This window comes from Lentzea xerophila, from assembly GCF_051094245.1.
GTDB classification, from domain to species: Bacteria; Actinomycetota; Actinomycetes; order Mycobacteriales; family Pseudonocardiaceae; genus Lentzea; species Lentzea xerophila.
Map to the genome: position 1 here is coordinate 4,849,969 of NZ_CP194934.1, position 25,167 is coordinate 4,875,135.

The following is a 25,167-nucleotide window of genomic DNA, read 5'->3' on the forward strand; positions in this document are numbered from 1 at the left end:
AGCGCTACTCTAATCCGCATGGCCGACCGACGACAGCCCCTCCTCGACGCGGCACTGAAGCTCGTCGAGGAAGGCGGCCTGGACGCCGTGACGATCGCAGCACTGACCGAGCGATCCGGCATGTCGAACGGCAGCATCTACCACCACTTCGGCAGCCGCGCGGGCGTCTTCGCCCAGCTCTACGCCGACAGCTACGCCCGCTGCGTGGCGGCGATGCTGCCCGCCCTGGACGCACGGCCGGCCCGCGACGCCGTGCGAGCCCTGACGTTGAGCTACCTCGACTGGGTCATGGCGAACCCGAGCCGCGCCCGCTTCCTCTACGCCGCACCCGACCACGCCGACCCGGCGGCCAAGCAGGCGGAGTTCGCGCCGGTGCTGGCGTGGTTCGGAGCGCGCATGGCCTCCGGCGAACTGCGCGCGGTCCCGCCGTGGGCCCTGGAGCCCGTCGCGATGGGGCCGGCCCACGAGTCGGTCCGCCGGTTCCTGCTGGGCGTGTTCGACCTGGCCGAGGCGCGCGAGCTCGTCGCGGACGCCGTCTGGGCCGTGCTGCGGCCTTCACCTTAGAACACACGTTCGATTATGCTGCGGCCATGCGCCAGGGTTCACTGTTCGACCTGGAGACGGAGCCGGAGCTGGCCCCGCTCGCCCCGCGCCGCACCGAACTCGGCGACGGCGCCTGGATCGACGTCCAGCCGGGCTGGCTCGCCGGCGCCGACGCGCTGTTCGACCGGCTCGTCGACGAGGTGCCGTGGCGCGCCGAACGCCGCCAGATGTACGACAGCGTGGTCGACGTGCCGCGTCTGCTCTGCTTCTACGCGGGCGCGCTGCCGTTCGACGTCCTCACCACGGCCCGCGATACCCTCAGCGACCACTACCTGGCCGAGCTGCGGGAACCGTTCACGACCGCGGGGCTCTGCTACTACCGCGACGGCCGGGACAGCGTGGCGTGGCACGGCGACACGATCGGCCGCGGCCAGACCGAGGACACGATGGTCGCGATCCTCAGCGTCGGCACTCCCCGCGCCCTGCTGCTGCGGCCGCGCGGTGGTGGTGGCGAGACGCACAAGTACGCGCTGGGGCACGGCGACCTGCTGGTGATGGGCGGCTCCTGCCAGCGCACCTGGGAGCACGCCGTCCCGAAGACCTCGAAGGTCGTGGGCCCGAGGATCAGCGTCCAGTTCCGCCCGCGCGGAGTCCGGTAGCGACGAGCTCCTCCGGCACCTGCCACACCCGCTGGGCCTCGTCGGCGCCGCGCAGACGGCTGTAGTGGGCGTGCTCGGCGGGCGGGCCGCCCAGGTGGCCGATGCCGCTCGGACCGTAGAGCCTGCCCGGCTCCGTGTCCGGCGACGTCGCGGCGTACAGGGCCGGCAGCTGGGCGGACTCGACGGTGCCGACGACGATGCCCCGGCTGGACAGGGCCCTGATCACGCGCACGCCCACCGTGTCGGTGGCGCGACCGACCTCCGGCCGGGCGGCGAGCAGGTTGGTGGGAGCCACTCCGGGGTGGGCGAGGTTGCTCGTGATGCCCCAGCCGCCCGCCTCGCTGCGCCGGGCGAGCTCGAGCCCGAAGAGACCGAACGCGATCTTCGACTGGCTGTAGGCCTTGCCGCCGTTGTACGAGCGTTCCCAGTTCATCATCCGCGGCGAGTAGTGCGCGCCGCCCTCGGTGTCGCCGATCCGCAGCAACGGCCCGAGCCGCCGCCCCAGCGCCGTCGCGTAGCCCTCGGCGCGATGCAGTACGTCCGCCACCCGAGGACGTCGGTCCCCGGCGTGGACCGCGCCGCAGGACCGGTGGCCTGCGCCGCGAGGAGGTCGCCGCGCTGTGCACCATGTCCGCCGACTACTACGCGCGCCTGGAACAGGAACGCGGGCCGCATCCGTCCCCGCAGATGATCGCCGCGATCGCCCAGGGCCTGCACCTGTCGCTGGACGAGCGCGACCACCTGTTCCGGCTGGCCGGCCACGGCCCGCCGAGCCGCGGCTCGATCAGCGAGCACGTCAGCCCCGGCCTCGCGCGCATCTTCGACCGGCTGGAGGACACCCCTGCCGAGATCGTCACCGAGCTCGGCGAGACACTGCGCCAGACACCACTCGGCGTCGCGCTCACCGGTGACGCGACCCGGAACACCGGACCGGCCAGGAGCCTCGGCTACCGCTGGTTCACCGACCCGGCCTGCCGGGCGCTGTACGACCCCGCCGACCACGAGTTCCTGGGCCGGATGTTCGCCTCCGGCCTGCGCGAGGCCCTCACCCGGCGCGGCCCCGGCTCCCGCGCGGCGCAGCACGCCGACCTGCTCCTCGCCGAGAGCGAGGAGTTCCGGACCGTGTGGGAGGCCCACGAGGTCGGCATCCGCCCGAACGAGGTCAAGCGCTACGTCCACCCCGCCGTCGGCCGGCTGGAGCTGCGCTGCCAGACGCTGCTCGACCCCGTTCAGACCCACCTCCTGCTGGTCTACACCGCGACCCCGGGCAGCGAGAGCCACGAGAAGCTGCGGCTGCTGTCGGTCGTCGGCACTCAGATCACGTCGACGAACACCGGGTTGGCGTAGAACCAGAGGTCGGCCCACGGGTCGGAGTTCGCGATCTCGTCGATCACGGGGTCACCCGCGGACGTCAGCCGCCTGCCGTCGCTACCCCGCAGCCGCAGGTAGAACGACCGCTCGACGTTCTTGAACGTGTACGAGAACGCGATCTTCCCGCGACGCGGCGGCTCGAACGTCTTCACAACCGCGGTCCCCGGTGCCACGAACAGGTCCCGGTCGGCCGACGGACCGGTCACCGGACCGGAGATCAGGTCGACCTTCGCCAGCACGGGCACCGAACCCGACCAGTTGGGCTCCTCCGTCCGGTCGATCTCGATGGTGACCTCGACGTCGCCGCCGCGGCGCACGAACGTCCGCCCGCCCAGCGTCACGCCGCGCAGGTCGTCCCGCGAGCGCACGCGCAGCTCCAGGCCGTCGACCAACCGGCCGTGCACGGTCAGCACCTTGCCCGCCTGCAGCCCGCGCATCACGTCCACATAGGACCGCGACCGGGCACCCACGACGTTCGCGCCGTACTGGCCGGGGAAGAAGTCGCCGTACCCGTTCTGCCGGACGCCCGAGTCGATCGGAGCGCCCTTCGACCCCGTCGTGGCGTGGTCCTGCCTGCCGGGCGTCAGGGTGTCGCCGAAGACCTGGTGCACGTCCGAGTTCGCGGTGATCCACCACGGACGGCCCTCGGCGAGCATCGAGTCCCACAGGCCGCCGACCTGCGCGGTCATCCAGTCGAAGCCGCCGTGGGTGCGGTAGGACTCCGGCGGGTAGGCGGGGAACGACTCCGGCAGCGGGGCGGCCGTGTCGTAGTAGCCGCGCGCACGGCCGGGTCCGCCCGCGGACTTGGGGATGCCGGCGGCCTGGTGACCGGGCGCGCCCTCCATGCCGACCGCGACGCCGGGGGCCGCGTCCCGCCAGCCGCGCAGCTCGTGCGGGCTGTCGACGCCTCGTCGGGACGGGTGGTTCGCGAACATCAGGGCGATCTCGGTCCGTCCGGAAAGGACCTGCGCCTCCAGGTACCGCAACGCGGCCAGCGCGAGCGGCTCGGTGTTGCCGGCGATGCGGCCGTCGTAGGACAGCTCGAAGGCCTTGAGGATGTCGACGGTGTGCTTGCCGGGCGGCAGGAACACGGTGGCGTGCTCCGCGCCGGGGATGTTCCACTCCAGGCCCTGGTAGACCAGCACGTCACGGTGCGCACGACGGGCACGCTCGATGTCGGGCGTGACCTGGTCGATCGAGAACTTCTGGTGCGCGGGGCCGCCGTGGTCGGTGATCACGACCCAGTCGAGCCCGAACTCGCGGGCCTTTTCGACCTGCTGCGAGATCGTGTACTGGCCGTCGTCGGAGTACTGCGTGTGGATGTGGTGGTCGCCCGCGTACCAGCGGTCGCCGCCGCCCCACGGGTTGACGGGGACGTGCGCCTCGGCCTTGCCCGTACCGGCGGCGGCGACGCCGACGGCACCGGCCGCGATGCCCAGGCCCGCGAGGAACCTGCGGCGTTCGACCGACGACGGCCGGTCGTCCTCGGGGTCGAGCCAGCTGCCCTCGACCGGCTCTACCTCGTGGTGGTGGTGCGCGTGATCACCGTGTGGGTGATCGTATGAGTGCGACATGGGCATGATCCCAGCCCGTCAACCTGTCGTGGCAAACGAACGGACGATGAACCCTTGTACCGGGACGTTCATTCACAGCATCTGGGTCATTGGGCCTGAACGGCCAACAGCGCGAGGTCGTCGTGGTCGTCGCTGTCCAGCCACTTGAGCACGGCCTCCTCGCAGTGCCGCGCGATCTCCTCCGCCGACAGCCCTTTGCAGTCCTTGAGCACCGCCCGCAGCCGTTGTTCGCCGAACAGCTCCGTGCGATCGGTGTGCGCGCGAGCCTCGGTGAACCCGTCGGAGTACAGCACCAGCGTGTCCCCCGGTTCGAGCGTCACCTGCTCGCCGGAGAACCGGACGTCGGCCAGAATCCCGACGATCGCACCGGTGGTGCTCACCTCCTGCACGCTGCCGTCGGCGCGCAGGACCAGCGGTACGGGGTGCCCGCCGGAGGCGAGCGACAGCCGCGCTCCCCCGGCCGCCAGCGGCACCAGCTCACCCACGACGAGCGTGGTGAAGAGCTTCGAGCCGGTGGCGCGCAACGAGGTGTTCAGCAGGTGCAGCAGCCGCACCGGGTTCGTCTCGACCAGTGACAGGGCCTGCAGCGACTGCCGGACACGTCCACTGTGGACCGCGGCTTCCAGGCCGTGGCCGCAGACGTCGCCCAGCGCGAACGTCGCCGAGCCGTCCGTGCGCGGGTGCACGTCGTAGAAGTCGCCGCCGACCAGCGCGCGCTGGTGGGCCGGGATGAACACCGACGCCATCGTCACGCCCCGCACCTCGGGCAACGGCAGCGGCAGCAGCGCCGAGCGGAGGATGTCGATCGTCCGTTGCTGCTCGGTCAGCTTCGACGACGATTCCAGCGCCACGGCGGCGTGCTTGCCGAACAGCTTGACGCGCTCGATGTCGTTCGGCGCGAAGTCACCCCGCCGCAGCACGACCAGTGCGCCGCCGACGCCCAGCGGCACCGCCAGGGCGCAGCCGAAGTCATCCGGCACGCCCCAGTTGCCTTCACCCAATGAGGTGATCTTCGTCAAGGTCGACGTGCCGGTCAGGATCTCGGAGATCTCGGAGGCCCGGCGAGGCGTGCGCACCATCGTCGGTTCGCCGCCACCGCAGCGCCACCATTCGAGCCGGTCACGCGTGGCGGGCACCACGGCGACGCAGTGCTCGCCCAGCAGTTCCGCGGCGAGCTGCACGATCGTCCTCAGCGTGACTTCCCGCGACGTGCCGCCGGCGAGCCGCAGATGCGCGTGGTCGAGCGTGGAGTCCGTGAAGTACCAGGCACTCCAGCCGTCGCCGAGGTCGTGCTGACGGCCGGCGACGTGCACGTCGAAGTGCCCGCCGAGGCCCAGGCGGGGGAACCGGGCGGCGGCCGCGGCGTTGCGGACGCGCACCAGCCCGGCCGGGTCCACGACGAAGACGGCTTCGCGCAGCCCGTCCACCAGGCGCTGCCAGCCGTCGAGGTCGATGCCCACGGCGCTGCTCATCCGCTGTTGTCCTGCGCACTCGGCCGAATCATCACGGCCTCCTGCGGGTAGTTGGCGTGCATCGCGGCATCAAGTTACCTCGCTTCCAACCTAACGTGGCAGGCTTGGCTGCGACCACCGAGGCACGGAGGCTTGGAGTGACCACGGCCAACGAAGAGACGGACGCGACCCTCGAACGGGTTCTCTCCGCCATGAGAGACCTGCGTGACGGCAACTTCCGCCGCAGGTTGGTGGTGCCCGGGCACGGGCCCGTCTCCGCGCTCGCGGACGTGTTCAACGAGATCGCGGAGCGCAACCAGTGGCTGGCCGGTGAGCTGGGCCGCGTCCGGCAGGCCGTCGGCCAGGAGGGCCGGCTGACCGAACGGGTGGCGCCCGCGGGCACCGCCGGTGGCTGGTCGCTGATCGCCGACTCGGTGAACGGCCTGGTCGAGGACCTGATGCGGCCGACGAGCGAGCTGAGCCGCGTGCTCGCCGCCGTCGCCGAGGGCGACCTGACCAAGCGCATGTCGGACCAGACGCTGCGCGGTGAGTTCGCGACGCTCGGCTCGACGGTGAACGGCCTGGTGGACCAGCTGTCGAGCTTCGCCGACGAGGTCACCCGCGTCGCCCGCGAGGTCGGCACCGACGGCCGCCTGGGCGGTCAGGCGAAGGTCCCTGGCGTGGCGGGCACCTGGCGCGACCTGACCGACAACGTCAACTCGATGGCGAACAACCTGACCAACCAGGTCCGCAACATCGCCCAGGTCGCGACGGCGGTCGCGAACGGCGACCTGACCCAGAAGATCACGGTCGACGTCTCCGGCGAGATGCTGGAGCTCAAGAACACGCTGAACACGATGGTCGACCAGCTCAGCTCGTTCGCCGACGAGGTCACCCGCGTCGCCCGCGAGGTCGGCACGGACGGCAAGCTCGGCGGCCAGGCGAAGGTGCCCGGCGTCGCGGGCACCTGGCGCGACCTGACCGACAACGTGAACTTCATGGCGGACAACCTGACGACCCAGGTCCGCAACATCGCCCAGGTCACGACCGCCGTGGCGCTCGGCGACCTCACCCAGAAGATCACCGTCGACGCGCGCGGCGAGATCCTGGAGCTCAAGTCGACGATCAACACGATGGTGGACCAGCTCTCCTCGTTCGCCGACGAGGTCACCCGCGTCGCCCGCGAGGTCGGTTCGGACGGCCGCCTGGGCGGTCAGGCGCAGGTGCCCGGCGTCGCCGGTACCTGGCGCGACCTGACCGAGTCGGTGAACGTCATGGCGAACAACCTGACGACCCAGGTCCGCAACATCGCCTCGGTCACCACCGCCATCGCGCGGGGCGACCTGACCCAGAAGATCACCGCCGACGCCCGCGGAGAGATCCTGGAGCTCAAGACCACGATCAACACGATGGTCGACCAGCTCAGCTCGTTCGCCGACGAGGCCACCCGCGTCGCCCGCGAGGTCGGCACCGAGGGCAGGCTCGGCGGTCAGGCGCAGGTCCCCGGTGTCGCCGGCACCTGGCGCGACCTCACCGACAACGTCAACTTCATGGCGAACAACCTGACCAACCAGGTCCGCAACATCGCCCACGTCGCCACGGCCGTCGCGAACGGCGACCTCTCGCAGAAGATCACGGTCGACGCCCGCGGCGAGATCCTCGAACTGAAGTCGACCCTGAACACGATGGTCGACCAGCTCAGCTCGTTCGCCGAGGAGGTCACCCGCGTCGCCCGCGAGGTCGGCACCGACGGCCGGCTGGGCGGCCAGGCCCGCGTGCAGGGCGTCGCCGGCACGTGGAAGGACCTGACCGACAACGTCAACCTGATGGCGGACAACCTGACCAACCAGGTCCGCAACATCGCCGCCGTCGCCACCGCCGTCGCGAACGGTGACCTCTCGAAGAAGATCACCGTCGAGGCGAAGGGCGAGGTCGCGGCCCTCGCCGAGACCCTGAACGGCATGGTCGACACGCTGCGCGCGTTCGGCGACGAGGTCACCCGCGTCGCCCGCGAGGTCGGCACCGAGGGCATCCTGGGCGGCCAGGCGCGCGTGTCCGGCGTCGCCGGCACGTGGAAGGACCTCACCGACTCGGTGAACTTCATGGCGGACAACCTGACCAACCAGGTCCGCAACATCGCCCAGGTCACCACCGCCGTCGCGCAGGGCGACCTGACGAAGAAGATCGACGTCTCGGCCCGCGGCGAGATCCTCGAGCTCAAGACCACGATCAACACGATGGTCGACCAGCTCTCCTCGTTCGCCGACGAGGTCACCCGCGTCGCCCGCGAGGTCGGCACCGAGGGCAAGCTCGGCGGCCAGGCCGAGGTGGACGGCGTGGCGGGCACGTGGTCGAAGCTGACCGACAACGTCAACCAGCTCGCCTCGAACCTGACCACCCAGGTCCGCGCGATCGCCGCGGTCGCCACCGCCGTGACCGCGGGCGACCTGACCAGGCAGATCACCGTCGACGCGTCCGGAGAGCTCGCCGAGCTCAAGGACAACGTCAACCAGATGATCGCGAACCTGAAGGAAACGACCAGGGCCAACCGCGAGCAGTACTGGCTCAAGACGAACCTGGCCCGCCTGTCCGGCCTCATGCAGGGCCACCGCGACCTGCGCGCCCTGGCCTCGTTGATCATGAGCGAGCTGACGCCGCTGGTCAGCGCCCACCACGGCGCGTTCTTCCAGATCGAGGAAGACGACTCCAAGCAGACCCTGGAGCTCACCGCCACCTACGGCTTCCGCCTGGACGCCGCCCGTGCCACCCGAGTCGCCATGGGCGAGACGCTCGTCGGCCAGTCAGCCCTCGAGAAGAAGACCATCCTGGTCACCGACGTCCCCGGCGACTACCTGACCGTGTCCTCCGCCCTCGGCGAGTCGGCCCCGGTCAACCTGGTGATCCTCCCGATCCTGTTCCAGGGCGAGACCCTCGGCGTGATCGAACTGGCTTCGCTCAACGAGTTCACCGACGTCCACCTCGACCTCCTGGACCAGCTCAAGGAGGCCATCGGTGTCAACGTGAACACGATGCTCGCCAACTCCCGCACCGACGCCCTCCTGGTCGAGTCCCAGCGCCTCACCACGGAACTCAGGGCCGGTTCCGAGGAGCTGGAAGACCGCGCCCGCCAGCTCCAGACCGCCTCGAAGTACAAGTCCGAGTTCATGGCGAACATGTCCCACGAGCTCAGGACGCCTCTCAACTCGCTGCTGATCCTGGCCAAGCTGCTGGCCGACAACCTGGACGGCAACCTCAACCCCAAACAGGTCGAGTTCGCCCGCACGATCCACTCGTCCGGCTCCGACCTCCTGCAGCTCATCAACGACATCCTCGACCTCACCAAGGTCGAGGCGGGCCACATGACGGTCCACGAGGACCCGGTACACCTGGACGAACTGGTCCGCTACGTCGAAACCCTCTGCCTCCCGCTGACGGCGGAGAAGAACCTGGAGTTCTCCGTCCGAGTCGACCCCAACGTCCCGGACACCCTCCACACCGACGAGCACCGCCTCCAGCAGATCCTGCGCAACCTGCTCTCCAACGCGGTGAAGTTCACCCACGACGGCGGCATCCGCCTGCACGTACGCATGGACGACCCGTCCACAGTGGCGTTCGACGTGCACGACACCGGCATCGGCATCCCAGCCGAAAAACTCGCGGTCATCTTCGAGGCCTTCCAACAGGCGGACGGCACCACGTCCCGCAAGTACGGCGGCACCGGCCTCGGCCTCTCGATCAGCCGGGAACTGGCCCAACTCCTGAACGGCGTCCTCCGAGTCCGATCCGAGCCGAGCATCGGCTCGACCTTCACCCTCTGCCTCCCCCTGGGCAAGGTCGTCACGGACACGATCGTCCTCCCGGAACCAACCCCGATCGTCACCCCGGCCCCAGTACTGGCAGCCTCAGGCGCAATCCGCTTCCACGGCGAAAAGGTCCTGGTCGTCGACGACGACCTGCGAAACGTCTTCGCCCTGACAAGCGTCCTGGAACTGCACGGCCTGGAAGCCATTTACGCCGACAACGGAATAACGGGCGTACGGGCTCTGGAACAATACGACGACGTGGCCATCGTCCTGATGGACATCATGATGCCCGAACTGGACGGCAACGCGACCATCTCGGCAATCCGGGCAATGGAACGCTACGCCGACCTACCGGTGATCGCGGTAACCGCCAAGGCGATGAAGGGCGACCGCGAAAAGTCCCTGGCATCAGGCGCCACCGACTACGTCACGAAACCAGTGGACACGGAACACCTAATCCGCCTGATCGCCTACTACCTGGGCGTATCCGCCGAGGCCTAACCCAGGCAAAGGCGAAGCCGAGCCACCCATACAGCGCCAATGGCGAAGCCGAGGCGACCGCCAAGTCCCGCTGAGCGGCGGTAATGACGCAACCACCGCGCGATTGGGGCTTGACTTTGGGTGCGAGATGCTACCGTTGAAGGGAACGGCCGGTCTCCTTATTCCCGGCCTTTTTAGGCCGAGAAAGCATCTCGCAAGGGCCCCGAAGTCAAGCCCCAATCGCAATCGTCGCGAAGCGGCGATGAAATGACCCGGCCCGGTAAAGCAACATCAGGCGACCACCAAAGCAAGGCGATATCGCGCACGGCAGGCGACCCCTCCGCTGGAACAGGAACCCGCCCGCGAAAATCGACCCACCGGTGCCCAGCGCAGGCCAGTCCGAAGCCCCAATCAGGGCCATCACCCAGCCGTGTCCACCGACTCCTGGACAGCCAACCCCACCGACTCGTGCAAGCTCAGCACCTCAGCCACATCAGCCAACTCGAACAACCGCCGAACAGGCCCCTGAGCAGCAGCAACGCGCAACTGCCCCCCACCCTCCGCCAACCGCCGATGCCAATCCAGCACCAAAGCCAGCCCGGTCGAGTCCATGAACTGCAGCTCAGAAAGATCGAGCACAGCGTGAGCACCGGTGACGTCCGACTCGAGCCGTGCGGACAGCACGGGGACGGTATCGATGTCCAGCTCACCGGCGACGGCGACCACGCGCCACCCCCGCTGGACCTCGCTGCCGACGTTGAGCTCCATCGTCGCCGTTCCTTCCGCCACGCCCGACTCGTGCGACTCGTGCGACCCAAATCGTGCAGCACGACGTCCGACCATGCGACCACCGGGGGGCTGAAAGATCCGGACGGCGCGCCGGATGTGCGACGATGCGCTGTGTGTTGAACGACCCACTGGCTGAGGTGCGGGTGACCCTGACCGCCGAGGGCGGGTCCTGCGCTCGCGCACGTCAGCTGGTGCGCGACGCGGCTTCGTCGTGGGGGCTGCCGGAGGACCTCACCGACGACGCCCAGCTCGTGGTGACGGAGCTCGTGTCGAACGGCATCGATCACGGTGAGGGGCCGATCACACTCACCGTCAGCAGGAAGACCGGCGGCATGCTCGTCGAGGTGCACGACGAGTCGTCGCGGCTGCCTCAGGTCAGACCGGTGGACCCCAGTTCGGCACGCGGGCGCGGGATGCAACTCGTGCAGGCGCTGAGCGTGCGGTGGGGCACCACGCCGCAGAACGACGGCAAAGTGGTCTGGGCGCAACTAGAAGCCTGAAAACGGGGTACCTGACCCCGTATGACCGCCACACCTCCTGACCCCGACCCGCAACGCACGCCCGGCCTCGAGCCCGGTGGCGGGGTGCGGCCGGGAGACACGCCTCCTGAGTCCGGGCAGACCTCGGGCCTGTCCCACCACGAACCGAAGCCGCCCGGGCGGGCCACCACGGGCATCGTGATCGGGATCATCGTGGTGGTGGCGGTGCTCGTGGCGGCGATGTTCCTCGTGCAGGCGTTCCTCCTCGTCTAAGCCGCGGAAACGCCCGAACTGGCCCGCGACGTGGCGCTTTCGCAGCTGACCGGTCACAGCCACAGCGCTCCCCCTCTACCAGCGGTTTCTCCCGTCCAGCCCACGCCGCTCGTGGCCTGGCGGAAGCCGGCTCAGGTTGTGAACGCCGCCCGCAGGCGCGTACGGTCGGTTCGGACGGGAGCCCTCATGAACCCACTTCGACAGAGAACTACCTACGTCCAGTCCATCCCGATCGTCGCGCTCACCGGCGAGATCGACATGATGTCGTCCGCCCCGGTGACCAGCAGGCTCGCCGAACTGCTCGACCGCAAGCCGCCCGCCCTGGTCGTCGACCTGCGGCAGGTGCGCTTCTTCGGGTCCGAGGGGATCCGCGCTCTGGTGGAGACCCAGCGCCAGGCCGACGAGCTCGGCATCAAGTTCGGCGTCGTCAGCGACAACAGAGTCGTGTTGCGTCCCTTGGAAATGACGGCCGTCGACCAGCTTCTGCTGCTGTTCACCGACGTCGACGACGCGGTGACGGCTCTGAGCGGCTGTTAGTCCCAGTCGCGGCGCGTCAGGCGGCCGAGCGGCGGCCGCGCGCACTCTCGACCAGGTCGAGCAGCAGGCCTTCCTTGGTGGACCAGGGCGAGATGTCCACGACGTCGTGGCCCGAGACCTTCATCAACGCCTCCGCGACCACCGCGCCCGCCAGCGACTGCCGGGCCCGGTGCCGGGAGATGCCCGGCAGCGCCGCGCGTTGGCGGACCGACAGCTTCGACAGCCGCGGGATCCACTTCTCCAGGTCCTTGAGCCGCAACTGACGCGGCTCGTACGTACCGCTGCGCGCGCCGGCGAGGCGGGCGAGCTGCTCGAACACCTTCGAGCACCCGACCGCGCGAGCGGTTTCGTCCCACGGGAACGCGGTGGCGAGCCGGTCCTGGACCTCCGCCCGCATGTCCGCGACGGTCAGCCCGGCACGGGTCAACGTCCTCGCCCCCAGCGGCAGCGACACCGCGCGGTCGGGTTCGGCCTCGGACCCGGCCGCCAGTTCCACCGTGCCGCCGCCGACGTCCAGCACGACCATCGGGCCGGCGCTCCAGCCGAACCAGTGCCGGGCCGCGGTGTACGACAAGCGCGCTTCTTCCTTGCCCGACAACACCTTCAGCTTGACGCCCGTGCGTCTGGCGACCTTGCGCATGACCTCGTCGGCGTTGGAGCTGTCCCGCACGGAGGAGGTGGCGAAGGGCAGGAACTCGACGTCGCCCGCCTCCTCGCGGGCGGCCAGGACGGCCGCGCACAGCGACTCGATGCCGTCGCGGCTGATGGCCCCTTCGGGATCCAGTTCCCGGTCCAGCCGCAGCCGGACCTTGTGGGACACCAGCGGACGCATCAGGTCTCGTTCCACGACCACCAGGTGTGCGCTGAAGCACCCGACGTCCAGAACTCCGACCGACATCCGACACCTTCCTCACTACCGAGCGTCCTCTCTACCGCATCGGCGGCCGATGTGGGAAATCGAGGCCTCCGATCAGGCATTCCCGCCCGGATGAGATGCGTTACAGTCTGCCGATGTCACTGGCGGAGATCCCTTCCCGGCTCGAACACGCCCTCACGACGGCAGACCGCGGCGTGATCGTCCTGGCAGTGGACGGCCTGTCCTCGGACGTGGCCAAACAGGCGTGGTTGTCCGCCTCCGTCACCACGCTCTCCTCGACGGTGCCCTCGACGTCCGCGACGGCGCTGCTGACCGCACTGACCGGTGTTCCCGCCGACGTCCACCGCGTGCCGGGAACGGTGTACCGCAACGGATCCGGCCTCGTGCACGCCATCAACGGCGCTCCGGTGGTCCCGCACCTGCCGACGGTGCTGGAACGGCACGGCGCGACCGTCCTGGCGCGCGAGCTCGACCTCCTCGAAGGGACGTGGGCCCAGGCCCTCCTGCGAGGCTGCACCCGGATACCCTCGCCTCCGCGCCACAAACTCGCCGCACAGGCCGAGGATCCGCCCCTGCTCGTCGCGAACGTGGTGGCAGACCTGGACAAGGCGCTGCCGGACGCCAGGTTCCTCTGGACGTACGTCAACATCGACGACCACGTGCACCGCCACGGTTACGACGAGTCGGTGCACGAGGCCATGCTGCGCCTGGACGCGCACGCTTCCCGTTGGGCCGCACAGGGCTGGACCGTCGTGGCGCACTCCGACCACGGCCAGGTCGCCGTCGACCCCGATCCGGAGCTCGTCGAGGCCTGGGACGCGATCGTGCGCGAGGAGTGCGTGATCCCCTCCGGTGGCGCGGGCCGCACGAGGTGGCTCTACCCGAAGCCGGACCGCCTGGAAGCGGTTTTCGACCGGGTGGCAACGACTCTGGGCGACACAGCTACCGTGCACCACGCCACCGATCTCGGCCTGCCGCAACCGGAGGCGGGCCCGGTCGTCGCGATGGCGGCGTCACCGCGGTTCCCGATCGCCGACCCGTCCGCGAAGTTCGAGCACGGGGGCATGAGCCGCGACGAGATCGACGTGCCCTTCGCGGTCTGGCAGGCCGTACAGTGAGCGGGTGCGCGTCGAGTTCTCGAACTCCATAAGGGAAATCGATGCTGCCGATTGGGATTCGGTGGTCCGCGCGAGCGGGGCGCCGGTGTTCTATCGGCACGCGTACGTCAGCGCCTGCGAACAGGCTCCGCTGACGACCGTGGAGGCGTTCGCGTACTTCGTCGTGCGCGAGGGCGACAGGCCGATCGCGGTCATGCCCGCCTACCTCCAGGCGGCGGCGAACCCGTTGCGCCGCCTGTACGAGGTGTATCCGGAGGCGGCCGGACGACGTGCGCTGCTCAGCCACACCTGGCACTGCTACGACGCGCACGTCCCCGCCACCGCCGAGGTCCTGCCGAGGCTCCTGGACGCCATGATCCGCACCGCGTCGATCTACCGCGCGGACTGGTGCGGGTTCCTGAACGTCCAGCGCGGCAACGAGTTGTCCCAGGCGCTGCGGGCGGCCGGCCTGCCCGCGCGCCACCTCACCGACCGGTGGTCCACCGGTCTCACGAGCTACGAGCACTACCTCGCGGGGCTCGGCCGGCGTGCCAGAGCGAACCTGCGGCGCAACGAACGGCGATCGGCCGAAGCGGGCGTCACGGTCGAGGTGCTGACCGTCGACCACGCCTCGCTCGACGAGATCACGTTGCTGTGCGCGAAGACCGCGAGCCGCTTCGAGAACAACGGCTACTACCCCGGTTCGACCTTCATGAGGTTCGTGACGGCACTCGGCGACCTCGCGCAGGTGATCGAGGTGCGGCAGCACGGCAGGCTCGTCGCGGCCGGCATCTGCCTCGTCGACGCCACCCGCTTCCACACCTGGACGTGCGGGGTCGACTACGCCGTCGACGGCGGCTACAGCCCGTACGGCGTGCTGTTCGCCGAGTCGGTCAAGCTGGCGATCCGGCTCGGGAAGACCACGCTCGAAGGCGGCAGGGGCAACGCCGACTTCCAACGGCGGCACGGCCTGAGCCCACGCCCTCTCGACGCCGTTCTGATCCGCACCTGAACCACGATTCGTTCATCCTTGTGAACAATTCGGTTCACCACGCCGGAATCCAGCGGGTTCATGTATCTGATCAGTCCTTCGCGGCATCTGCGCTGGTCAAGCGCCTAGAAAATGCTCTACAACAAGTCCTGACGCACCTTTACAGACCTTGATCGGATCTGGCAGTGTGTCGCCGGGCGCAAGGACACGAAAGGGACTGGACGGTCTCGTGAATCTGTCTCGACGCACCCTTCTCACCTCTGCCGCGGCCACTCCCCTGCTCACCGGAGCGGGGATCGCCGCCGGCGCCGGAGAGGCTGCCGCCTCCCCGGCCAGACTGCGCGGCGCACTCGACTACGGGCTCGCCAAGCTGCAGGCGGTCGCACCGGGCATCACGTCGTTCCCGGAGATCACCCGGTTCGAGAAGTGGACCTACGTCGCCGACGGCGGCTGGATCGGCGGCTTCTGGCCGGGCACCCTGTGGCTCGCGCACCTCGACAGCGGTGACGCCCGGTTCCGCGCGCTCGCCGAGGCCGCGAACGACAGGCTGGCGCCGCGCCGGCTCGACCCCCGCGACCACGACCTGGGGTTCCTCTTCTCCCCGTCCTGGGTCACGGCGTACCGGCTCACCGGCGACACGAGGTGGCGCGACGGCGCGGTCGACGCGGCGAACACGCTGATCCAGCGCTGGAACGCGGCCGGGAAGTACATCCGCGCCTGGGGCCGCCTCGGCACCCCCGGCAACGCGGGCCGCGTCATCATCGACACGATGATGAACCTGGACCTGCTCGCGTTCGCCACCGAGCAGACCGGCGACCGGAAGTTCATCGACATCGCGATCGCCCACGCCAGGACGACCCGGACGCACTTCCTGCGCCCGGACGGCTCGACCCCGCACGTGTTCGACTTCGACCCGGACACCGGCGCGCCGATCGGCCAGAACACCGTGCAGGGCTACAGCCCGACGTCCTGCTGGTCACGTGGCCAGGCATGGGGCATCTACGGCTTCACGACGATGTACCGCCGCACGGGCCTGCGAGAGTTCCGCGACACCGCGCGCAGGATGGCGGACTACGCCCTGTCGGTGCTCACCCCGGACCACGTCCCGGTGTGGGACTACCGCTCCCCCTTGGGCGCCAACGACATCAAGGACTCGTCGGCCGGCGCCATCCTCGCCTGCGGCCTGCTCGACCTGGCCAGGGCCACCGGCAGCGACCGCTACCGCGACCGGGCGCTGAGGATCCTCGACGGCCTGGTCGGCACCTGCCTGACCACGAGGTCGGCCCGCGCCGAGGCGATCATGGCGCGCGGCACCCGCAACCGGCCGTCCGAGGACGGCGTGGAGGTCTCGCTGCCGTACGGCGACTACTACCTGTTCGAGGCGATCCTGCGCGTCCTCAAGCCCACCCAGATCGCCAAGGCCATCGGCCTCTAGTTCCCCGGCGACTCCCCCACCGCGAAACGTTGATGAGGGGAGCTTTCATCAACCTGGTGTTTTAACCTCAGGTGAGCTCTTTAGCGGGCCGTCGCGTCAGCGGCGGCTCGTTTCTTGTTGTGTGGCTTGGGTTTGGGTGAGCTGGGGTGTTTGCGGGTCACGGGGTGGCGGGGTGCGGGTGTGGAGGTGCGTCCGGGTGGGCGGCCGGGGCCGGGCTGGGAGGGTTTGCGGGACTTGGCCGGGGTGTCCAGCTCGGGCTGAAGTATCCGAAATCCGCGTTTGACCCGTAGCGGGGACATCAGGCCCGCGCGTTCCCAGGGCAGGCGGTGGTCTGCGACGAGGTCGCGGGCGGCGTGCAGGTGGGTGTAGGAGGCGGCGATCAGCCAGCTCCATCGTTCGGCCTGTTCGGGGGTGCGCAGCCTCGGTGCGGTCCAGCCGAGGTGCTGTTTGATGAACCGGAACAGGTGCTCGATGTGGAAGCGGCGCAGGTAGGCCCGCCAGAGCCGGTCCAGGTCGAACGAGCCGCCCGGTCCGGTCCAGAAAAGCCAGATCGGTTTCTCGTCCGGTGCCGCGGAGTGGATGCGGATCACGCTGCCGCGCACGATCTCCCGTGCCTTGCCTGGGTGCGGGGTCCGGCCGGGTTCGTCGAGTTTCTTGGAGTGCCGCGGGTGCAGGCCGTGCCAGGCCAGTACCGACAGCTCGTGCCGGCGGCCCCGGTCCGGCCGGGGTGGCACGATCCTGATCTCGTCGGGCTCGGGCCAGCTGGCCATCTCCGGCAGTTTCATCGCCGGTCCGTGCACCGGCGGCCGGCCGCGAGCCCCGGCCCGGCGCGGGGGCGGGTCGGTGCGCATCACCGAGTCCGACCGCACCCGGATCAGCATCTGCACCGGCAGTCCGGCCAGCTGCCGGCCGATCCAGGACGCACTGTAGTCACCGTCCAGACACACCACCGGCACGTGCGGCCGGTCGGCGGGCAACCGGTCGAGCAGGGACCTGATCTGGGTCACCGCGACCGCGTGATGGTTGTCATCGGGGCCGATCCGGGCCAGGTCGACCGGCGGCGCCCACGACGAGTGCTCGCTGTTGGTGGCGGCCAGCCACTGAAACCACCAGCCCTCGGTCACCGGTGCCCGCCGGTCACGCCGGTCCTTGGCCGCGTCGTAGTTCAGCGTCCGGCCAGGGCTGGTGACCGCGCCTGGACGGGGCCACTGCGAACAGTCCAGCGCGAACACCAGCGGATCGGCCACGTCCGCGGAGCCGATCACCAGCCGGGTCAACGTCCGCGCGAGCCCCTGGGTGTCGACCCGGCCATGCTTCAACGCCTTGTAGACGCTGCCGTGCCCGCGTCGCAGCGGCGTCTCCAACGTCAGCCACGGCACCGACGACGGCCGCTGCGGACTCACCAGCAACGCGTCCACCAGCTCGAACAACGTGTCCCGCCACGCGCCGAAACAGTCATAGAGCTCGCGCCGGAACCGTTGCAGCACCCGGACTTGGGCACTCAGACCTTGATCAGGCACACTAGGAGACACGGCCACCACTTGTCATGATCGAGTTCTTTGGACGGAACCCGAAGATGATCAAGCGGTGGCCGTGCCTATGTCAAAGATCAGGAGCCTCCTGGTTAAAACACCAGATCAACCTGAGGTTGATGAAAGCTCCCCTCATCAACCTCACTGCGGGACGGAGTGGCCCGCGGCGGACAGAGTCCTCGCAGGTGCCGTCACTGCTCGATCACCTTCGCGGTCGGCCCGCCGCTCCACGTCGCCTCCAGCCGCGACAGCCGCCCGGCGGCGTTGCGGAAGTTCACGACCAGCGGCCCGCCCGGCTGTTCCACCGACACCGACCAGCCGTCCGCGGGGGTGGCCGACAGCGCCTGCACCCCCGTCGGGCGGTACCGCACGACCACGTCCCCGCCCCTCAGGTGGAACGCGTGGACGTAGGAGCCGTCCGCCTGCCATTCCCCCTGCGGGAGTTGAGCCGGGGTGGTGCGCGCATCCGTACTACTGGGAGGAACCGGAACAGACGAACTGACCACAGGAGGCCTGGTGGACGAGGGCGGGACGGGCGACGAGCCGATCGAGGGGCCCGGTTCGGGTGCCGCGACGGTGATCGAGGTGATGGTCGGCATCGGCAGCACGGCCGAGCTCGTCGTGGGGTCCACGGCGGCGACCGGGGCGGGTTCCATCGCCGACCGGATGCCGAACCAGGACAGGCCGACGGCGACGGTGGTCACCAACGCCCAGGCGACCAGGTATCCGATCGACCGTCTCACTGCGGCAACCCTCCCGTAGCGGCTCATGGCATCAGTACTGCTGGTCGAGGACGACCCGGTGGTGCGGGCGGCGATCACGCGTGCCCTCACCGGCCAGGGCCACATCGTGCACGGTGTCGCGCTCGCGATCGAGGCTTTGCGCCAAGTCACCGCAACCGGCTACGACGTCGTGGTGCTCGACCTGGGGCTCCCCGACCTCGACGGCGGTGACGCGCTGCGGATGATCCGAGGCGTCACGAACACCCCGGTGGTCATCGCGACCGCCCGCGACGACGAGGCCGAGATCATCCGCCTGCTCAACGCCGGCGCGGACGACTACCTCGTCAAACCCTTCTCGAGCGAGCACCTCGAAGCCCGGCTGCAGGCGGTGCTCAGGAGGGCGCGCGACACCAGGCAGCTCGTCGTCGGCGGCCTCGAGATCGACGTCGACCAGCGCAAGGCCACTGTGGACGGTCAGGGGCTCTCCCTGACGCACAAGGAGTTCGAGCTGCTCTCCTACCTCGCGGCACGGCAGGGGGAAGTGGTGCCGCGGGCCGAGCTGCTCGCCAACCTGTGGCCGTCCAACCGTGACGACCAGACGCTCGACGTCCACCTGTCGTGGCTGCGCCGCAAGCTCGGCGAACGGGCCGCCCAGCCGCGTTACCTGCACACGGTGCGCGGGGTCGGCGTGCGACTGGTCGACCCGAGATGAGGCGTTCACTGGTGCTGGTCGCTCTCGCGGCGACCAGCATGGTGGCGCTGGCCTTCCTGATCCCGCTCGCGATCGTCGTGCGGGACGCCGCGTACGACCGCGCGCTCAGCGAGGCCGAGAAGCAGGCCAACGCGCTGACGCCGGCGTTGCTGATCACCCGCAAGCCCCAGGAGATCCGCCAGGCCATCAGGAGCACCCGATACGGCGGTCAGCAGCGGCTGGCCGTGCACCTCAGCTCCCCGGCCGGCACCTACGGCACGTCGCACATCACGGCGGCCGACCTGCGGGAGGCGCAGAAGCTCGCGACGGCGTCCACGGTCCGGCGGCCCGACGGGCTCGCCTACCTGCAACCGCTGGCCACCAGCGAGAACGGCATCGCGATCGTCGAGGCGTTCGTCCCGCACGAACAGCTCACCCACGGCGTCGTCGGCACGTGGTGGGTGCTGGCGGGCGTGGCCGTCGGGCTGGTCGCCGGGTCGGTGCTCGTCGCCGACCGGCTGGGCGCGCGAGCCGTCAGGGCCACCCGGGCACTGGCGGAAGGCGCGCGGAGGATGGGACAGGGGGACCTCTCCGCGCGCGTTCCGGTCAAGGGGCCGCCCGAGGTCGCGGAGGCCGGGAAGGCGTTCAACGCGATGGCCGAACGCGTCCGGCACCTGCTCGCCGCCGAACGGGAGGTGGTGGCCGATCTCTCGCACCGCCTCAGAACGCCTCTCACGGCCCTTCTCCTGGACGCGGACACCCTCGGGCAGGGTCAGGCGGCGGATCGCGTCCGAGAGGCCGTCCAGGGCCTCGAGAGGGAGGTCGACGAGATCATCAAGGCGGCCCGCTCCGGCCTGCGGCCCGACGACAGCGGCACCGACGCGGCCGGGGTCGTGCGCGACCGCCTGGTGTTCTGGTCCGCGCTCGCCGACGACCAGGAACGGCCGTGGACGGTCCGCGGCGCCGACCAGCCCGCGCACGTGCCCCTCGCCCGCACCGACCTCGCGGCCGCGCTGGACGCGTTGCTGGGCAACGTCTTCCGCTACACGCCGGAGGGCACGCGGTTCGCCGTGACGCTGGTCCACCAGGCCGACCTGGTGGCGCTCGTCGTCGAGGACGCCGGTCCCGGCATCGCGGACACCGAACGGGCGGTGCGCCGCGGCGCCAGCGGCGGGGGCTCCACCGGTCTGGGACTCGACATCGCCCGCCGTGCCGCGGAACGCACGGGAGGTTCTCTCCACGTCGACCGCGGGCCGCTGGGCGGTGCACGCGTGCAATTGAGGCTCCGGAGGCGGTAGGGGTCCGGCGAGGACGTGTCCCGTGAGTCCGTTCGACGAGAGTCACGGGACACGCCCGAGGACCGAAAAGCACCGCCGGCGGCGTGCGGACCGTGGGACGGGTCCGACGCCGCCGGCGGGCACCGGCCGGCCGCGCGGCACCGCTGCCGCACCACCGGGCTCCGAGCAGGAGGGTGGAACCCGATGAGCGGTGCGCGCTCGCCTTCCCACACCGGTGAAACGAGGTGGAACAGCCGGGACTCTCGGCGCCAGGTGTGGGGACCGGCGTATTCAGTGAGGTCTGCGCGATCGTTTCTTCGCGATCTGCCACGAAGTTAGCCGACGGCCCGTCGTCACCAATCCACCGTTCAGACGATTAATTCGATTTAAATATATTTATGGCAGCACCGCAGGCACGCCGCTCGAATCGAAAGGCCGGGCAGCCCCAGGCACGGGCTTCACCTTCAGGATCACCAAGCGGGTCCGCGAACGCGTCGAACCGACCGGCGTCCGCCGCGACGGACTCCACCGACTGCGGCACCACCGCCGCCAGTTCGCCCAGCAGCGACACTGAACCCGAAATGATCACCGCGAGCGCCTGGCGCTACACTCACAGTGAGCATCAGGCCGCTACTTCGTGACCCGCACGTGACTTTTGACGGGCGAGTCAACCAGGCCATTGCTTCCCGCGTATACCCATGTAGATTCCCGCTCACCGCGACGGCCATTCGGGTGACCGCCGCGGGATCGCGCGCCGCACGCGAAACGGAGGCAGCATGCAGGCGAACGCCCAGACCGCCCAGGTCGACGACCTGACACTCATCGCGCTGCCCACCGCGGTGAACTGCGCGGATCTGTTCGTGCGCTTCACCCTCGGTGAGTGGCGCCTGCGCAACATGACCGCGGAGTGCTCGGCCGTCGCCTGCGCGCTGGTCGAGGCAGCCGTCGAGTCCGCCGATCCCAAGACGTCGCGGCTGATCACGCTGCGACTGCGACTGACCGGCGAGTACCTCGTCGTCGAGCTGGAGGCCGCCAGGTTCGTCATGCCGCCGACCTCGCCCGACCTGCGCACCGGCGAGCTCCAGCTCGGTGGTGGCATCAAGCTGATCTGGTGCGAACTGGCGCTGCCCACCGGCGTGAACGCCAACGCCGTGCCGCTGCCCCGGCGGGAGAAGCGCCGCTCCCCCGCCGCCGAGGCGCTGGGCGACGAGCCGGACGTCGATCCCGAGCTCATCCAGCGCATCCTGTTCGGCCTCGGCGGCTCGATGGGCGGCCAGCGGTAGTCAGGTCCACACGCAGCACAAAGGCGCATCCATGAATGGATGCGCCTTTGTCATGTGCAGCGGTCAACGCTTCACGAACTGATTTTCGCGCACATTTCTTCGTACCGCGCCGAGCAATTTTTGCCCGATCGGCGGAACGACGTCAGATGTTCTGGTTCGCGAAGCCCTTGGTCGCGATCTTCGACAACATCCCCTGCCACACCGACGAGCTGGTGTGCGGGTCGCCGGTCACGCCGAGCGCCGACTTGAGGCCGTTGAACGCGCTCGTCGTGGCGGAGCCCCAGACGCCGTCGATCGCGAGGCCCGAGCCGCGGAAGTTGTTGCACACGGCCTGGACGAACTTGGTGTCGGACTCGGAGCTCTTGACCGCGCGAACCGGCATGCCACCGAAGTCGGCGTGGATGTGGTCGGCGTGGTCGGCGTTGTACCAGCCGTCGAGCACGTAGCGGAACCGGCGGCGGCACACGGCCTCCGTCGCGAGGTAGCGCTTGCGGATCGAGGCGGTGCCCGACGCGTGGTGCCGGTCGAGCGGCGAGATGGTGTTGCCGCCGGACCAGCGGACGTGGTCGAGGTCCATCGCGGTGCCGGCACCGTGCTGGCCGGGCTTGTTGACGTAGAAGCCGGCCGAGACGATGTAGCTGATGGAGCCGTAGCTCGACGAGAGCGAGCGCAGGTCCCGGATCCAGGCGACGAGCGCGTTGTAGAACGCGTCGGTGGCCTGCCAGTTGCGCGCGGTCGTGTTGCCGCGGTTGGAGCGCCAGTAGTAGACGGGCGTGCCGTCGATCTTCTGGAACGTCATCATCGCGAGCGCGCCTGCCTCGGGGGCGAACTCGGACTCGCGGTGCTGGTCGTTGGTCTCGGGGGCCGCACTGGCGAGGCCCGGAGCGATGGTGGACAGGCCGGCGAGACCGGCGACCGCCGCCGCGCCCGTGACGAAGCCGCGCCTGGTGACGTTGTTCTCGAACACCCCAGTACTCCCTCTGTGTCCAAGCCGGCGGGGACAGGGGGAGGGCCTGCCTCACCAACCGGCGCGAGGGAGTCTAGGGATCACGTCAGGAACAAGGAATCGTGCCTGACCTGCGGTTTTCCTTTGCCTTTACCGCACGGACCCGAGCACGCGGATCAGGCTCTTCTCGGTGTCGGCGCCGAGCTTCTCGAGTGCCAGCTTCGCCACCGGCGCGCCGAGCTTCGCGAGTCCGTTGAACTCCAGGTGGGCGTGGTAGGCGATCCTGGCCGTGCCGGGCGTGGCACCGGGGGTGATCGAGATGTCGTCGGTGGCCGTGGCGGTGTCGTTGCGGCCGACGAACCGCAGCCCGTCCGGGTCGTCGCGGGTCAGCTCGTAGACCAGCTCGGTCCTGCGGCCGAGGAACGTCGACACGTTGCGCCAGCGGGCGCCGACCTCGACCGGCCCCTCGCCCAGCCGCGTGCAGGACACCGTGCCCGGATCCCACTGCTCGGTGCGGGCGAAGTCGCGCAGGTACTCCACGACGCCCTCCGGCGAGGACGCGACGGTGAAGGTGCGCTCGACGTCCACACCGGACTGGGCCGGCGCGGTGAGCGCCTGCGGCGCGAGGCGCAGCCGGTGCTGCTCGACGAGCTCGGCCTGGCCCTCCGCGCGGCGCGACAACCGCTCCAGCCGGTCCTCGTCGAAGGACTTCAACTGGCGCAACGTCCGCCACATCGCGGACTTGCTCTCGATGCCGACGCGCAACGCCTCCAGTTCGAGGACGTCGCTCAGCGGTGAGCGGCCCAGCACCCTGCCGTTGTACTTGAGCCTGCCCGCCTTCTCGCTCAGCCAGCCGATCGCCGCCTTGTGCGGACGCGACTCGACGCCGGCCTCGCGCATGAAGTCCAGCAGCTCCTTGCGGTCGGAGTCGACGTCGTCGGCGAAGACGCGCAGTTCGGGGTGGGTGCGGCTGACGCGCCGGGCGAGCTCGGTGCCCGCGATCACCCCCGCCAGGTGGTCGTTGAGGTAGATGCTCAGCAGCTCCGTGTTCACGCCGGATGGTTACCCCTCGCGAAACCTCTGGACCGCTACTTCCGCTCGGTCGCCCGCATCGGTTCCAGGATGATCGGCTGGGCGCGGCGGCCGGTCAGGAGGTTCAACGCCCACTGCGCGAGGACCGCGGCCCGGTTGCGCCACCCGACCAGGAACGCGATGTGCACCGCTGCCCAGGCGACCTTGCCGATCACGCCCTTGAGCCGCAGCTTCCTGATGTCGGCGACGGCGTCACCGGGCGAGATCGTGGCCATCGTGCCGAGGTCGAGGTACTTGAACGGCCTGACCCTGCGCCCGTTCAGGCGCGCCTTGATGACGCGGGCGACGTGGTGGCCCTCCTGGATCGCGGGTTCGGCGATGCCCGGCAGGTCCTTGAGGTTGACCATGTCGCCGATCGCGAAGATGTCGTCGGTGACCGAGCAGTCCCTAGGGTTCACCAGGATCCGGCCCTTACGGTCGACCTCGGTCCCGGTCGCTTCGGCGAGCATGCGCGCCAGCGGAGAGGCCTGCACGCCCGCGGCCCAGATGATCGTCCGCGCCTCGACCCGGTCGCCGTCCTTGGTGGTGAGGCCCTCGGGGTCGATGGATGCGACCATCGCGTTCGTCATCACCGTCACGCCGAGCTGCTCCAGCTTCCTCCGCGCGTGCTCCCGCAACGGCGGGGAGAACGGCGGCAGCACGTGCGGCACGGCGTCCATCAGGGTGATCCGGATGTCACGCGGATCGATCTCCCGGAACTGGCCCTTCAACGCCCGCCGAGCCAGGTCGGCGAGCTGCCCGGCCAGCTCGACGCCGGTCGGTCCGGCACCCACGACCGCGAACGACAGCCACTGCTTCGGATCCTCGGCCGCCACCGCCGTCTCGAACGCCCGCAACAGCTTCGACCGCAGGTCCACTGCCTGTTCGAGGGTCTTCATCGGCGGCGCCGACTCGGCCCACTCGTCGTGGCCGAAATAGCTGTCCCGCGATCCCGCCGCCACGACCAGCGTGTCGTACTCGACGGTCGCCGACCGCTCGTCCGGCAGGTCGACGTGAACGCGCTTCGCCGCGGTGTCGAACCCGGTCACCTCGCCGAGCAGGACTCGCGCGTTGGGCTGCTTGCGCAGGATCGCCCGGAACGTCGGTGCGATGTCTCCCGCGGGCAGCAACGCGGTCGCCACCTGGTAGAGCAACGGCTGGAAGAGGTGGTGGTTCGTGCGGTCGATCAACGTGACCTCGACGTCCGCGCGCTTGAGTCCGCGCACGACGCCGAGCCCGCCGAACCCGCCTCCGACGACGACTACCCGATGCTTGCCCATGCGCGT

The 25,167-nt window shown here is 69.7% G+C and carries 22 protein-coding genes and 1 pseudogene; 13 read left to right on the plus strand and 10 right to left on the minus strand.

Annotation, left to right across the window (positions count from 1 at the left end; genetic code table 11):
* The first annotated feature begins 18 nt into the window (after window positions 1–18).
* Window positions 19–564, plus strand: a complete 546-nt coding sequence (locus ACRSBM_RS23185; RefSeq protein ID WP_434445918.1) for a TetR/AcrR family transcriptional regulator — start codon at window positions 19–21, stop codon at window positions 562–564.
* Window positions 565–590: 26 nt separating this feature from the next.
* Window positions 591–1,202, plus strand: coding sequence for an alpha-ketoglutarate-dependent dioxygenase AlkB (locus ACRSBM_RS23190; RefSeq protein WP_434445920.1), 612 nt, complete (start codon window positions 591–593; stop codon window positions 1,200–1,202).
* On the opposite strand, the gene ACRSBM_RS23195 is transcribed toward ACRSBM_RS23190, so the two are convergent.
* Window positions 1,168–1,749, minus strand: coding sequence for a hypothetical protein (locus ACRSBM_RS23195; RefSeq protein WP_434445921.1), 582 nt, complete (start codon window positions 1,747–1,749; stop codon window positions 1,168–1,170). The two genes, ACRSBM_RS23190 and ACRSBM_RS23195, sit on opposite strands and share 35 nt — an antisense overlap.
* Here ACRSBM_RS23195 and ACRSBM_RS23200 point away from each other — a divergent pair.
* Window positions 1,749–2,549, plus strand: a pseudogene (locus tag ACRSBM_RS23200) (helix-turn-helix transcriptional regulator); the annotation flags it as partial. The gene ACRSBM_RS23195 and the pseudogene ACRSBM_RS23200 overlap by 1 nt on opposite strands.
* Here ACRSBM_RS23200 and ACRSBM_RS23205 read toward each other — a convergent pair.
* Entirely contained in the window at window positions 2,516–4,147 is a 1,632-nt protein-coding gene (locus ACRSBM_RS23205) for a PHP domain-containing protein (RefSeq protein ID WP_434445923.1), read from the minus strand. The pseudogene ACRSBM_RS23200 and the gene ACRSBM_RS23205 overlap by 34 nt on opposite strands.
* Window positions 4,148–4,233: 86 nt before the next feature.
* Window positions 4,234–5,619: a PP2C family protein-serine/threonine phosphatase gene (locus tag ACRSBM_RS23210; protein ID WP_434445925.1), complete on the minus strand. Its 1,386-nt coding sequence runs from the start codon at window positions 5,617–5,619 to the stop codon at window positions 4,234–4,236.
* Window positions 5,620–5,756: 137 nt separating this feature from the next.
* Here ACRSBM_RS23210 and ACRSBM_RS23215 point away from each other — a divergent pair, with 137 nt between their 5' ends.
* Window positions 5,757–9,902: a HAMP domain-containing protein gene (locus tag ACRSBM_RS23215; RefSeq protein ID WP_434445927.1), complete on the plus strand. Its 4,146-nt coding sequence runs from the start codon at window positions 5,757–5,759 to the stop codon at window positions 9,900–9,902.
* A gap of 399 nt (window positions 9,903–10,301) precedes the next feature.
* Here the strand turns inward: ACRSBM_RS23215 and ACRSBM_RS23220 are convergent, their stop codons facing one another.
* Window positions 10,302–10,649 (minus strand): STAS domain-containing protein, encoded by a 348-nt coding sequence (locus ACRSBM_RS23220; RefSeq protein WP_434445928.1) that lies wholly within the window; start codon window positions 10,647–10,649, stop codon window positions 10,302–10,304.
* 134 nt (window positions 10,650–10,783) lie between these two features.
* On the opposite strand from ACRSBM_RS23220, the gene ACRSBM_RS23225 reads away from it, so the two are divergent.
* The 3 genes from ACRSBM_RS23225 to ACRSBM_RS23235 all read left to right on the plus strand — a co-directional run bounded on the left by ACRSBM_RS23225 (window position 10,784) and on the right by ACRSBM_RS23235 (window position 11,959).
* On the plus strand, window positions 10,784–11,170 hold the full coding sequence (locus tag ACRSBM_RS23225) for an ATP-binding protein (protein ID WP_434445930.1): 387 nt from the start codon (window positions 10,784–10,786) through the stop codon (window positions 11,168–11,170).
* 21 nt (window positions 11,171–11,191) lie between these two features.
* Window positions 11,192–11,422: a DUF6480 family protein gene (locus tag ACRSBM_RS23230; protein WP_434445932.1), complete on the plus strand. Its 231-nt coding sequence runs from the start codon at window positions 11,192–11,194 to the stop codon at window positions 11,420–11,422.
* Between the two features lie 186 nt (window positions 11,423–11,608).
* Complete coding sequence (locus ACRSBM_RS23235) at window positions 11,609–11,959, plus strand: STAS domain-containing protein (protein ID WP_434445934.1); 351 nt, start codon at window positions 11,609–11,611, stop codon at window positions 11,957–11,959.
* 16 nt (window positions 11,960–11,975) lie between these two features.
* On the opposite strand, the gene ACRSBM_RS23240 is transcribed toward ACRSBM_RS23235, so the two are convergent.
* Complete coding sequence (locus ACRSBM_RS23240; protein WP_434445936.1) at window positions 11,976–12,857, minus strand: Ppx/GppA phosphatase family protein; 882 nt, start codon at window positions 12,855–12,857, stop codon at window positions 11,976–11,978.
* A gap of 113 nt (window positions 12,858–12,970) precedes the next feature.
* On the opposite strand from ACRSBM_RS23240, the gene ACRSBM_RS23245 reads away from it, so the two are divergent.
* From ACRSBM_RS23245 to ACRSBM_RS23255, 3 genes are all read left to right on the plus strand, one after another.
* Complete coding sequence (locus ACRSBM_RS23245; protein ID WP_434445938.1) at window positions 12,971–13,954, plus strand: alkaline phosphatase family protein; 984 nt, start codon at window positions 12,971–12,973, stop codon at window positions 13,952–13,954.
* A 4-nt stretch (window positions 13,955–13,958) separates the two neighbouring features.
* On the plus strand, window positions 13,959–14,945 hold the full coding sequence (locus ACRSBM_RS23250) for a GNAT family N-acetyltransferase (RefSeq protein WP_434445939.1): 987 nt from the start codon (window positions 13,959–13,961) through the stop codon (window positions 14,943–14,945).
* A gap of 208 nt (window positions 14,946–15,153) precedes the next feature.
* A complete protein-coding gene (locus tag ACRSBM_RS23255; RefSeq protein ID WP_434445940.1) occupies window positions 15,154–16,359 on the plus strand; it encodes a glycoside hydrolase family 88 protein in 1,206 nt (401 codons plus the stop codon).
* An 80-nt stretch (window positions 16,360–16,439) separates the two neighbouring features.
* Here the strand turns inward: ACRSBM_RS23255 and ACRSBM_RS23260 are convergent, their stop codons facing one another.
* A complete protein-coding gene (locus ACRSBM_RS23260) occupies window positions 16,440–17,846 on the minus strand; it encodes a transposase (protein ID WP_434445942.1) in 1,407 nt (468 codons plus the stop codon).
* Between the two features lie 236 nt (window positions 17,847–18,082).
* Window positions 18,083–18,634, minus strand: coding sequence for a hypothetical protein (locus ACRSBM_RS23265; protein ID WP_434445944.1), 552 nt, complete (start codon window positions 18,632–18,634; stop codon window positions 18,083–18,085).
* 25 nt (window positions 18,635–18,659) lie between these two features.
* On the opposite strand from ACRSBM_RS23265, the gene ACRSBM_RS23270 reads away from it, so the two are divergent.
* From ACRSBM_RS23270 to ACRSBM_RS23280, 3 genes are all read left to right on the plus strand, one after another.
* Window positions 18,660–19,325 carry a response regulator transcription factor gene (locus ACRSBM_RS23270; protein WP_434445946.1) on the plus strand — a complete coding sequence of 222 codons (666 nt, stop codon included), beginning with the start codon at window positions 18,660–18,662 and terminating at the stop codon, window positions 19,323–19,325.
* On the plus strand, window positions 19,322–20,602 hold the full coding sequence (locus tag ACRSBM_RS23275) for an ATP-binding protein (protein ID WP_434445948.1): 1,281 nt from the start codon (window positions 19,322–19,324) through the stop codon (window positions 20,600–20,602). The genes ACRSBM_RS23270 and ACRSBM_RS23275 overlap by 4 nt, the downstream gene beginning before the upstream one ends.
* Window positions 20,603–21,357: 755 nt before the next feature.
* On the plus strand, window positions 21,358–21,864 hold the full coding sequence (locus ACRSBM_RS23280; RefSeq protein WP_434445950.1) for an ATP-binding protein: 507 nt from the start codon (window positions 21,358–21,360) through the stop codon (window positions 21,862–21,864).
* A gap of 142 nt (window positions 21,865–22,006) precedes the next feature.
* Here ACRSBM_RS23280 and ACRSBM_RS23285 read toward each other — a convergent pair whose 3' ends face one another.
* The 3 genes from ACRSBM_RS23285 to ACRSBM_RS23295 form a co-directional block, all read right to left on the minus strand.
* Window positions 22,007–22,831: an extensin family protein gene (locus ACRSBM_RS23285; protein ID WP_434445952.1), complete on the minus strand. Its 825-nt coding sequence runs from the start codon at window positions 22,829–22,831 to the stop codon at window positions 22,007–22,009.
* Between the two features lie 129 nt (window positions 22,832–22,960).
* Window positions 22,961–23,863, minus strand: a complete 903-nt coding sequence (locus ACRSBM_RS23290; RefSeq protein ID WP_434445954.1) for an SRPBCC family protein — start codon at window positions 23,861–23,863, stop codon at window positions 22,961–22,963.
* A gap of 35 nt (window positions 23,864–23,898) precedes the next feature.
* Window positions 23,899–25,161: an NAD(P)/FAD-dependent oxidoreductase gene (locus tag ACRSBM_RS23295; protein WP_434445956.1), complete on the minus strand. Its 1,263-nt coding sequence runs from the start codon at window positions 25,159–25,161 to the stop codon at window positions 23,899–23,901.
* Between the last annotated feature and the right edge of the window lie 6 nt (window positions 25,162–25,167).

Coding starts and splice junctions, on each gene's coding strand:
- ACRSBM_RS23240 (WP_434445936.1), bottom strand. CDS start 12,857: ATGTCGGTCGGAGTTCTGGACGTCGGGTGCTTCAGCGCACACCTGGTG.
- ACRSBM_RS23190 (WP_434445920.1), top strand. CDS start 591: ATGCGCCAGGGTTCACTGTTCGACCTGGAGACGGAGCCGGAGCTGGCC.
- ACRSBM_RS23220 (WP_434445928.1), bottom strand. CDS start 10,649: ATGGAGCTCAACGTCGGCAGCGAGGTCCAGCGGGGGTGGCGCGTGGTC.
- ACRSBM_RS23185 (WP_434445918.1), top strand. CDS start 19: ATGGCCGACCGACGACAGCCCCTCCTCGACGCGGCACTGAAGCTCGTC.
- ACRSBM_RS23295 (WP_434445956.1), bottom strand. CDS start 25,161: ATGGGCAAGCATCGGGTAGTCGTCGTCGGAGGCGGGTTCGGCGGGCTC.
- ACRSBM_RS23245 (WP_434445938.1), top strand. CDS start 12,971: ATGTCACTGGCGGAGATCCCTTCCCGGCTCGAACACGCCCTCACGACG.
- ACRSBM_RS23280 (WP_434445950.1), top strand. CDS start 21,358: ATGCAGGCGAACGCCCAGACCGCCCAGGTCGACGACCTGACACTCATC.
- ACRSBM_RS23230 (WP_434445932.1), top strand. CDS start 11,192: ATGACCGCCACACCTCCTGACCCCGACCCGCAACGCACGCCCGGCCTC.
- ACRSBM_RS23270 (WP_434445946.1), top strand. CDS start 18,660: ATGGCATCAGTACTGCTGGTCGAGGACGACCCGGTGGTGCGGGCGGCG.
- ACRSBM_RS23235 (WP_434445934.1), top strand. CDS start 11,609: ATGAACCCACTTCGACAGAGAACTACCTACGTCCAGTCCATCCCGATC.
- ACRSBM_RS23205 (WP_434445923.1), bottom strand. CDS start 4,147: ATGTCGCACTCATACGATCACCCACACGGTGATCACGCGCACCACCAC.
- ACRSBM_RS23210 (WP_434445925.1), bottom strand. CDS start 5,619: ATGAGCAGCGCCGTGGGCATCGACCTCGACGGCTGGCAGCGCCTGGTG.
- ACRSBM_RS23275 (WP_434445948.1), top strand. CDS start 19,322: ATGAGGCGTTCACTGGTGCTGGTCGCTCTCGCGGCGACCAGCATGGTG.